Annotated in this window: 9 protein-coding genes and 1 pseudogene; 9 read left to right on the top strand and 1 reads right to left on the bottom strand. The window is 71.5% G+C overall.

The window, feature by feature from the left end; translation table 11 throughout:
• The 9 genes from AOK24_RS00405 to AOK24_RS00365 all read left to right on the top strand — a co-directional run.
• Positions 1-601, top strand: a 601-nt coding sequence (locus tag AOK24_RS00405; RefSeq protein ID WP_206191116.1) for an NAD(P)H-dependent flavin oxidoreductase, incomplete at its 5' end; no start/stop codon positions are given.
• A 10-nt stretch (positions 602-611) separates the two neighbouring features.
• A complete protein-coding gene (locus AOK24_RS00400; RefSeq protein WP_055718005.1) occupies positions 612-1445 on the top strand; it encodes an enoyl-CoA hydratase family protein in 834 nt (277 codons plus the stop codon).
• 3 nt (positions 1446-1448) lie between these two features.
• On the top strand, positions 1449-2573 hold the full coding sequence (locus tag AOK24_RS00395; RefSeq protein ID WP_055718004.1) for an acyl-CoA dehydrogenase family protein: 1125 nt from the start codon (positions 1449-1451) through the stop codon (positions 2571-2573).
• Between the two features lie 4 nt (positions 2574-2577).
• Positions 2578-3525, top strand: coding sequence for an acyl-CoA dehydrogenase family protein (locus AOK24_RS00390; RefSeq protein WP_055718003.1), 948 nt, complete (start codon positions 2578-2580; stop codon positions 3523-3525).
• On the top strand, positions 3522-4397 hold the full coding sequence (locus AOK24_RS00385; protein ID WP_055718002.1) for an SDR family oxidoreductase: 876 nt from the start codon (positions 3522-3524) through the stop codon (positions 4395-4397). The genes AOK24_RS00390 and AOK24_RS00385 overlap by 4 nt, the downstream gene beginning before the upstream one ends.
• Positions 4398-4611: 214 nt before the next feature.
• The gene (locus tag AOK24_RS00380; RefSeq protein WP_055718001.1) at positions 4612-5655 is read left to right on the top strand and encodes a sugar ABC transporter substrate-binding protein; all 1044 of its coding nucleotides are present in this window, start codon (positions 4612-4614) and stop codon (positions 5653-5655) included.
• 14 nt (positions 5656-5669) lie between these two features.
• Positions 5670-7190 carry a sugar ABC transporter ATP-binding protein gene (locus tag AOK24_RS00375; RefSeq protein ID WP_055718000.1) on the top strand — a complete coding sequence of 507 codons (1521 nt, stop codon included), beginning with the start codon at positions 5670-5672 and terminating at the stop codon, positions 7188-7190.
• A gap of 3 nt (positions 7191-7193) precedes the next feature.
• On the top strand, positions 7194-8216 hold the full coding sequence (locus AOK24_RS00370; protein ID WP_055717999.1) for an ABC transporter permease: 1023 nt from the start codon (positions 7194-7196) through the stop codon (positions 8214-8216).
• Between the two features lie 7 nt (positions 8217-8223).
• Positions 8224-8712, top strand: coding sequence for a hypothetical protein (locus AOK24_RS00365; protein ID WP_055717998.1), 489 nt, complete (start codon positions 8224-8226; stop codon positions 8710-8712).
• Positions 8713-8752: 40 nt separating this feature from the next.
• Here the strand turns inward: AOK24_RS00365 and AOK24_RS00360 are convergent.
• Positions 8753-9425, bottom strand: a pseudogene (locus AOK24_RS00360) (VOC family protein); the annotation flags it as partial.

Raw genomic sequence — 9425 nt, 5'->3', positions numbered from 1 at the left:
CGCGATGGGGGCCGTGGGGGTCGCCATGGGGACGCGGTTCCTGCTGACCCGTGACAGTACGGTGCCGGACGCGGTGAAGGCGGAGTATCTGCGGCGGGGAGTCGACGGGACGGTCGTGACACGGGTCCTCGACGGGGTCCCGCAGCGGGTACTGCGGACCGAGCTGGTCGAACGGCTGCTGCGGGAGCGGGCACCCGGGCGGGCCTGGCGGTCCGTGCGCAACGCGTCGGCGTTCCACCGGAGTTCGGGCATCCCCTGGTCCGCCATGGTGCGGGAGGGGCTCGCCATGCGGCGGGGGCACGGGCTGGGGTGGTCGCAGGTGCTGATGGCCGCGAACACGCCGATGATGCTGCGGGCGTCGATGGTCGAAGGGCGCGTGGATCTGGGGACGTTGGCCTCGGGGCAGGTCGCCGGGGTGATCGAGGATCTGCCCAGTTGCGCGGAGTTGATCGAACGGATCGTGACGGAGGCGGAAGCCGTGCTCACGCGGCTCACGGGGCTTACAGGGCTTACGGGGAATTCCGGCGGCTCCGGGCCCGGCGGATTCACGGGGTCTGCCGGGTCCGCCGGGTCTACCGGGTCCACCGGCTTCATCAGGTGAAGGGGCTTCCATGGGTACCGAGTTCATCGCGACGGCCGTCGACGAGCGGGGCGTCGCCGAGGTCGTCGTCGACCGGCCGCCGGTCAACGCGCTGCCCGTGGCCGGGTGGTACGCCCTCGCGGACGCGGTGACGGGGCTCGGCCGGGACCCCGCCGTACGGGTCGTCGTGCTGCGGGCCCGGGGGCGGGGCTTCAACGCCGGTGTGGACATCAAGGAGCTGCGGGACGAGGGGGCGATCGTCGAGGTGAACCGGAGCTGCTTCACCGCGTTCGCCGCCGTGTACGAGTGTGCGGTGCCCGTCGTCGCGGCCGTGCACGGGTTCTGTCTGGGCGGGGGGATCGGGCTCGTCGGGAACGCGGACGTCGTGATCGCCTCGCAGGACGCGTACTTCGGGCTGCCCGAGGTGGACCGGGGGGCGTTGGGGGCGGGTACGCATCTCTCGCGGCTGGTGCCGGGGCATCGGGCGCGGGCGATGATGTACACGTGCGCGACGGCGACGGCCGCCGAACTCCACGCGTACGGCTCGGTGTTGGACGTCGTACCCGAACCGTCCTTGCGCGCCCGGGCGTTGGAGGTGGCCGGCGAGATCGCGGGGAAGCATCCGGCGGTGATCCGGGCGGCGAAGGAGGCGTTCAACGGGATCGACTTGTGGGATGTGAAACGGAGTTACCGGTACGAGCAGGGGTTCACGTTCGAGATGAACCTGTCGGGGGTGACCCGGCAGGAGAGGTTCGGCCTCGACACCGACACGGGCACTGGCACCGACACCGGCACCGGCACCGGCACCGGCACCGGCACCGGCACCGGCTCAGACTCGCGCTCCGGCTCCGGCTCCGGGGAGTAGCCCATGGACCTGACCTGGAGCCCCGAGGAGGACGCGTTCCGCCGGGAAGCCCGCGACTGGCTGGCCGCGCACGTGCCGTCGCCCCCCTTGCCGTCCGGCGACACCCGCGAGGGCTTCGCCGCCCATCTCGACTGGGAGCGTGAGCTGTTCGGGGCCCGCTGGTCGGTCGTGTCGTGGCCGCGGGAGTACGGCGGCCGGGGCGCCTCGCTGTGGGAGTGGCTGATCTTCGAGGAGGAGTACTACCGGGCGGGCGCACCGGCCCGGGTCACCCAGAACGGGATCTTCCTGCTGGCCCCCACGATCTTCCGGTACGGCACCCCCGAGCAACAGGCCCGTCTCCTGCCGAGGTTGGCGGCGGCCGAGGACCTCTGGGCGCAGGGCTGGTCGGAACCCGGCGCGGGCAGCGACCTCGCGGCGATCCGCAGCCGTGCGGGACGGGTGGACGGCGGCTGGCGGCTCACCGGCCACAAGACGTGGACCACGCGCGGCGCCTTCTGCACGCACCTCTTCGGCCTGTTCCGCACCGACCCCGACGCCGGACGGCATCGCGGCCTGACCTACTTCCTGGTCCCGCTCGACGCCCCCGGCGTGACGGTCCGCGGCTTCCAACGCCTGGACGGGGACGAGGGGTTCGCGGACGTCTACCTCGACGACGTCTTCGTACCGGACTGCGACGTCCTGGGCGAGGTCGGCCAGGGCTGGACGGTCGCCATGACCACCACGGGCTCCGAACGCGGCCTGACGCTCCGCTCCCCGGGCCGCTTCCTGCACACCGCCGACCGCCTGGTGGACCTGGCCAGGTCCCTGGGTGCCGGGGCCCACCGGGACGACGTCGTGCAGGCGTGGATCGACGCGCAGGCGTACCAGTGGTTCACCCTGGAGCAGGTCACGGCGATCGCCGAGGGCCGCGAGGTCGGCGCCGAGGCCAGCCTGAACAAGCTGTTCTGGTCCGAGCTGGACGTCCGCCTGCACGAGACGGCCGCCGAACTCCTCGGCCCGGGCGCCGAGTTGGCCGGGCCGTGGAGCAAGGGCTTCCTCTTCTCCCTGGCCGGGCCCATCTACGCCGGCACGAACGAGATCCAGCGCAACATCGTCGCCGAGCGGCTGCTCGGGCTCCCCAGGAGGTGAGCGGGTGCGTTTCTCCGTGACCGAGGTGGACGCGGCGCTCGCGGAGGCGGCGGGCGGGGTGCTGGCGAAGCCGGACGTGTGGCGCATGCTCGCCGAGGTGGGGGTGCTCGGCGCGCTCGTGCCCGGCGAGGCGGGCCTCGACGAGAACTGTCTGCCGCCGCTGATGGAGAAGCTGGGGCACAGCGGGGCACCCGTCCCGGCCGCCGAGACGATCGCCGTCGGGGCGCCTCTGCTGGCCGGACTCCCGGTGCTGGCCGGGGTCTTGGACGGTTCGGCTCTGCTCACCGCCTCCTTCGGCGAGGGCGCCCCCGTGCCGTTCGCGGCCCGCGCGGATCTCGTCGTTCTCGCGGGGGCCGGTCGGGTACGGCTGTTCCGGCGCGAGGAGTTGAGCGTCGAGCCCCTCGAATCGGTGGACGCGACACGCCAGTTGGCGCGTGTCACGGCGCCGGGCCGGGGCGGACTGCTGCTCACCGACGATCCCGGCATGCTCGAAGTGGCCCGGTGGCGGGGGGTGTTGGCCACCTCCGGGCTGCTCGTGGGCCTGGGGACGCGGATGGTCGAGCTGACCGTCGCGTACGTCCGGGAGCGGGAGCAGTTCGGGGTGCCGGTCGGCTCGTTCCAGGCGGTGAAGCACGCGCTGGCCGACGCGCTGGTGGCGGTGCGGTTCGCCCGTGCGTCCGTCCTCGCGGCGGGGTGGGCGCAGGCCGCCGGGGACGCCGACGCGGACGTACGGACGTCGGCGGCGAAGGTGCTCGCCTCGGAGGCGGCCCGGCGGACCGCTCGGGCGGCGATCCAGTGCCACGGCGCGATCGGCTACACCACGGAGTACGAACTGCACCGCTACGCCAAGCGGGCGTGGGCCCTGGCGGCGGACTGGGGCGGCCCCGCACACCATCGGGCCCTGATAGCAACCCGGTTGGGCCTCTCCGAACCCCAAGGAGGCGCGTCATGATCTGCCGGAACCGCGTAGCCGTCGTCACCGGCGCGGGCCAGGGCCTCGGCCGCGAACACGCCCTCGCCCTCGCCGCCGAGGGCGCGGCCGTCGTCGTCAACGACCTGGGCGAGGCCGCGAAGTCCGTCGCCGAGGAGATCACCGCGAACGGCGGCACGGCGGTGGCCGACCTCGGGGACGTCAGCGACTGGGCGTACGCCGAGTCCCTGATCCACCGGGCCGTGGACGAGTTCGGCGCGTTGGACGCCCTGGTGAACAACGCGGGCATCAACCGCGACCGCATGCTGGTGTCGATGACGGAGGCCGACTGGGACACCGTCCTGCGCGTGGACCTCAAGGGCCACGCGGCCCCTCTGCGGCACGCCGCCGCCTTCTGGCGCGACCGCGCGAAGAGCGGCCGTCCGGTCGCCGCCCGCGTCGTCAACACCTCTTCCGGCGCGGGCCTGTTGGGCAGCGTCGGCCAGGGGAACTACGGCGCCGCCAAGGCGGGCATCGCCGCCCTCACGGTCGTCGCGGCGGCCGAACTCGCCCGCTACGGCGTGACGGTGAACGCGATCGCACCGTCCGCGCGCACCCCGATGACCGAAGCCGTCGAGGCGTTCGCCGACCGCATGCGGGCCCCGGCGACAGGCTTCGACACCATGCACCCCGGCAACGTCTCCCCCCTCGTGGTCTGGCTGGCCTCCACCGGATCGAGCGAGGTGACCGGCCGAGTCTTCGAGGTCGAGGGCGGGATCATCGGCGTGGCGGACGGCTGGCGGTACGGGCCCCGGACGGAGCGGGACCGACGCTGGACGCCGGATGAAGTGGGCCCGGCGGTCCGGGAGTTGCTGACCCGGGCGCCCGATCCGGCTCCGGTGTACGGGGCTTGACGCCATCCACCAGCACCGGCTCCTCGGGCCAGTCATCGGATGTGTAGCGAGAACCCCTAGAGATGATCACCCGTCCGGCCGCTCCCCAAACGTTCATGTCCGTTAGCCGAATTGAAGCCGACCCAAGTCTTGTCACTGCGGGCGACGGCATCGTAACGTCCTCGGCATTCCGAGATACATCGGAGGAATCACGGCTCAGGGGAGAACACGGCCAATGACGACCGCTCGCATCCGCTCGACCGCAGCCGCCACCGCCGTCCTCGCGGCGCTCGCCCTCGCCACCGCCTGCAACCGCGAGAGCTCCGACTCGTCCTCGTCGGGCGGCAAGTCTCCCATCGGGATCGATCTGCCGCGCTCCGACACCGACTTCTGGAATTCCTACGCGCAGTACCTCAGGAAGGACATCAAGACCGACGGCGTCGACGCGCTGCCGCTGAGCAACTCGCAGAACGACGTGACCAAACTCGTCGCGAACGTCCAGGTGTTCCGCAACACGGGCGCCAAGGCGGTGGTGATGGCCCCGCAGGACACGGGCGCCATCGCGTCCACGCTGGACAGCCTGTCGGCGGCGAAGATCCCGGTGGTGAGCGTGGACACGCGGCCGGACAAGGGCGACGTCTACATGGTGGTGCGCGCGGACAACAAGGCGTACGGCACGAAGGCGTGCGAGTTCCTGGGCAAGCAGCTCGGCGGGCAGGGCAAGGTCGCCGAGTTCCAGGGGGCGTTGGACTCCATCAACGGGCGTGACCGCTCGGAGGCGTTCGCGGCGTGCATGAAGGCGAAGTTCCCGAAGATCCAGGTGTTCGAGCTGCCGACGGACTGGAAGGGCGACGTCGCCTCGGCGAAGCTCCAGTCGCTGCTGGCCCAGCACCCGGACCTGAACGGCATCTACATGCAGGCCGGTGGCGCGTTCCTCCAGCCGACGCTGGCGCTCCTGGAGCAGAAGAAGCTGCTGAAGCCGGCCGGGCAGCCGGGCCACATCAGCATCATCTCCAACGACGGCATCCCGCAGGAGCTCGACGCGATCCGCAAGGGCCAGATCGACGCGACGGTCTCCCAGCCCGCCGACCTGTACGCCAAGTACGCGCTGCACTACGCGAAGGCGGCGGCCGAGGGGAAGACGTTCGAGCCGGGCCCGACCGACCACGGCTCGACGATCATCAAGATCCCGAACGGTCTTGAGGACCAGCTCCCGGCGCCGCTGGTGACCAAGGAGAACGTCGACGACGCCGCGCTGTGGGGCAACAACATCGGCTGACGCGGGGGAACTTCATGACGGACATCAGCACGACCCCGGTGGCCGAGGCCATCGGCGTCTCCAAACGGTTCGGGGCGACGGTCGCCCTGCGCGACGCGCACATCTCCGTCGCCCCGGGCGAGTCGCACGCCCTGGTCGGCCGCAACGGCGCGGGCAAGTCGACCCTCGTCTCGCTCCTCACCGGCATCCAGCGCGCGGACGCGGGCACCCTGCGCTTCTCCGGCGCCCCGGCCCCGGCGCCGGGCGACCTCGCCGCGTGGCGTTCCAAGGTCGCCTGCGTCTATCAACGCTCCACGATCCTCGACGAGTTGACCGTCGCCGAGAACCTCTTCCTGAACCGGCAGAGCGCGAGCGCCGTCCGCCCGATCCGCTGGCGCCAACTACGGGAGCGAGCACGGGAGTTGCTGACGGAGTACGGGGTCGACGTCGACCCCGCCGTGCGGGCGAAGGAACTCACCGTCGAGCAGCGGCAGTTCGTGGAGATCGCGCGGGCCCTGTCGTTCGGCGCGCGGTTCATCATCCTGGACGAGCCGACGGCGAAGCTCGACGCGCGGGGCATCACCCGGCTGTTCGCGAAACTCCGTGAACTGCGGGAGCAGGGCGTCGCGTTCCTGTTCATCTCGCACCACCTCCAGGAGGTGTACGACCTCTGCACGACGGTCACCGTGTACCGGGACGCGACGCACGTCCTGACCGCGCCGGTCGCCGAGTTGGGGCACCGGGAGCTGGTGGAGGCGATGACGGGCGAGTCAGCGGAGCTGCCGGTCGCGGTCCCCCGGCAGCGGACCGTCGCCGATTCCACCACGCTGCTGTCCGTCTCCGGCCTCACCCTTCCGGGCGTCTGCGAGGGCCTCGACCTGACCGTGCGCTCCGGTGAGGTGGTCGGGCTCGCCGGGTCAGCCGCGAGCGGGAACGTGCAGGTGGGCGAGGCCATCGCTGGCCTGCACAAGGCGCGGGGCGGGCAGGTCGCCGTACGCGGGCGGGTCGTGCGGACCGGGAGTGTGCCGTCGGCGCTGGCCGCCGGGGTCGGGCTGGTGCCCGAGGACCGGCATGCGCAGGGGCTGGTCACCGGGCGCAGTGTCGCCGAGAACGCGACGCTGACGGTCACCGATCAGCTCGGGCCGTTCGGGACCGTACTGCCGTCCCGGACACGGGAGTTCGCGGGGCGGGTGATCCGGGAGCTGGACATCAAGACGCCCGGCGCCTCGACGCCGGTCACCGCGCTGTCCGGCGGCAATCAGCAAAAGGTCGTCGTGGCGCGGGCGTTGGCGACCGACCCGGATGTGCTGGTCGCGATCCGGCCCACGAACGGGGTCGACGTCAGGTCCAAGGAGTTTCTCCTGGGCACGGTCCGGGGGATCGCCGACGGCGGGAAGGCCGCGCTGATCGTCTCCGACGAGCTGGACGATCTGCGGGTGTGCGACCGGGTCGTCGTCATGTTCCACGGGCGGGTGGTCGCCGAGTTCACGCCGGGGTGGCGGGACGAGGAGATGGTCGCCGCCATCGAGGGCGTCGCCGACGCCTTGGGGAGGTAAACCATGTCCGTGACCACCGAAGTGACACCGCCTCGGGCGAAGGCGGCCGGGCTGTCCCGGCTCGATCTGGGCCGCTTCCGGGACCTGTCCCTCGTACCGGTCATCCTCGTCCTGATGCTGATCGGGTTCATCGTCTCGCCCGCCTTCCTCACCTCCGACAACCTGATCGGGGTGCTCCAGCAGTCCACGGAACTCAGCCTGTTGGTGCTGGCGACGACGTTCATCCTGATCAGCGGGCGGATGGATCTGTCGCTGGAGTCCACGATCGGGGTGGCTCCGGTCATCGCGGTGTGGCTGGTGCTGCCGAGCAGTGGCGGGCGGTTCAACGGGGTCGATCTGCTGCCGGGCTGGACGGCGGTCCCGCTGTGCCTGCTCATCGGCGCGGTCATCGGGGTCGTGAACGGGTTCCTCATTCTGAAGCTGCGGCTCAACGGGTTCATCGTCACGCTCGGCGCGCTCACCATGCTGCGCGGGCTCCAGGTCGCCCTGTCCGAGGGGCAGTCGATCGTGGAGCTCCCGCCGTCGTTCACCTACCTCGGCCGTACCTCGTGGCTCGGGCTGCCCGCCGCCGTCTGGGTGTGCGGGGTGCTGTTCGTCCTCGGGGGCGGGGCGCTGGCGTGGCTGCGGCACGGGCGGGCGCTGTACGCGATCGGCGGGAACCAGGAGGCGGCCCGTACGGCCGGTATCCGCGTCGATCGCATCATCTGGATCGTCCTCATCACCGGCAGCGTCCTCGCCGCGTTCGCCGGCATCCTCTACAGCGGGCACTACGGGTCCATCTCCGCGACGCAGGGCAGCGGCTGGATCTTCCAGGTGTTCGCCGCGACCGTCATCGGCGGAGTCAGCCTCAACGGCGGCAAGGGCTCCGTCTTCGGGGCCCTCACCGGGGTGCTGACCCTCCAACTCGTCGTCAACGTCATGACGTTGGCCGGGGTGCCGCCGCTGTGGAACCAGTTCCTCAACGGGGTCATCATCATCGTGGCCCTGATCGTGTCGCGGTTCGCCTCGGGCGAGAAGCAGGAGTGACCCGGACGTGGCGATCTGCTTCGAACTCGTGGTGAACTTCGGCGACAACGCCGAGGCCGCTCGGGCTGCCGCCCTCGTCGACCCCAGGACCTCGGCGCTTCGCGCGGGTGACCACCGCATCCCTCTCCACCGGCCGCTGCTGACGGACTCGGGAGGGGACATCCAGCTGTCGATCCTGCCCGTGGCCGTCAGCTGGCACTGTGCCCTGGACGGCACTCTCCCCCGGCTCGACCTCACCCCGGCGGAGCTGACCGAACTGGGCCACCAGCTCTACGAGTTGCTGGCGGCGTTCCACGGCTACGTCACCGCCCGGGTCGGCTGGGATCCGGAACCGTTCCTGGACCCCGCCGAGCTCAGGCACTGGTCGGAGGAACTGGACGACGGCAGCCTGCACGGCCTCGTGCTGAGCGACGAGGTGCACGCGGACCTCGGCCTCGGCGCCGGCTACGAGGTCTTCCGGCCCGGCTACCGGTGGATCCCCTATCGCGGCGAGTAACCGGGCGGCCTCGCGGCGGACCGACGGGACCCGCCCCGCGTCACCTGCGCTGGGCCGCCAGCCGGATCGGAGCGTTCGCCGCCCCGTATCCGGCGTATCCGCCGTCGCGTTGGACGAACTCGAAGAACACCTGGCCGACCGTCGCCGTGTAGCAGTGGCGGAACTCGCCGCCCTGTTCGTCGCGGTCGTAGAGGATGCCGAGTTCGCGGTAGGTCGCCACGTCCTCGGCGGGGAGGTCGCAGCGGGCGGCGAGGTCGTCGTAGTAGTTGCCGGGGACGTGGAGCAAGGGGGCGCCGCAGGAGCGGAGTTCCCGGGCTGTGGCGACCACGTCGGGTACCGCTACGGCTATGTGGCGGGCCCGGTCGTCGGCCTCCGGTGTGGGGGCGAGGTTGAGGACGAGGTGCGGGCCCGAGGGGGACGCGGAGAGGGCGCGGCTGCGGAACAGGCCGTAGGGGTCGGCGAGTTCGACGGTCTCGTGGGGGCTGAGGCCCAGGATGGTGCGGTGGAAGAGGACCGCTTCGTCGAAGTGGTGCCAGGGCTGGGTGAGGGCGAGGTGGTCGAGCCGGCCGTCCGCCGTGCTCTCGCCGGTGAACGTGAAGTCGTCCGTCCAACTCGCCAGTCCTGCGCGGCGGGTGGCGCAGAAGAGGACTTCGGTTCCGTCGGGGGCGGCGATGGAGTCGAGGGGGACGTCCTGGGCGGCTCGGTGTTTGGGG

Origin of the sequence: Streptomyces niveiscabiei (assembly GCF_001419795.1) — a bacterium.
Classification (GTDB): Bacteria; Actinomycetota; Actinomycetes; order Streptomycetales; family Streptomycetaceae; genus Streptomyces; species Streptomyces niveiscabiei.
This window is presented reverse-complemented; position numbering and strand designations above follow the sequence as displayed.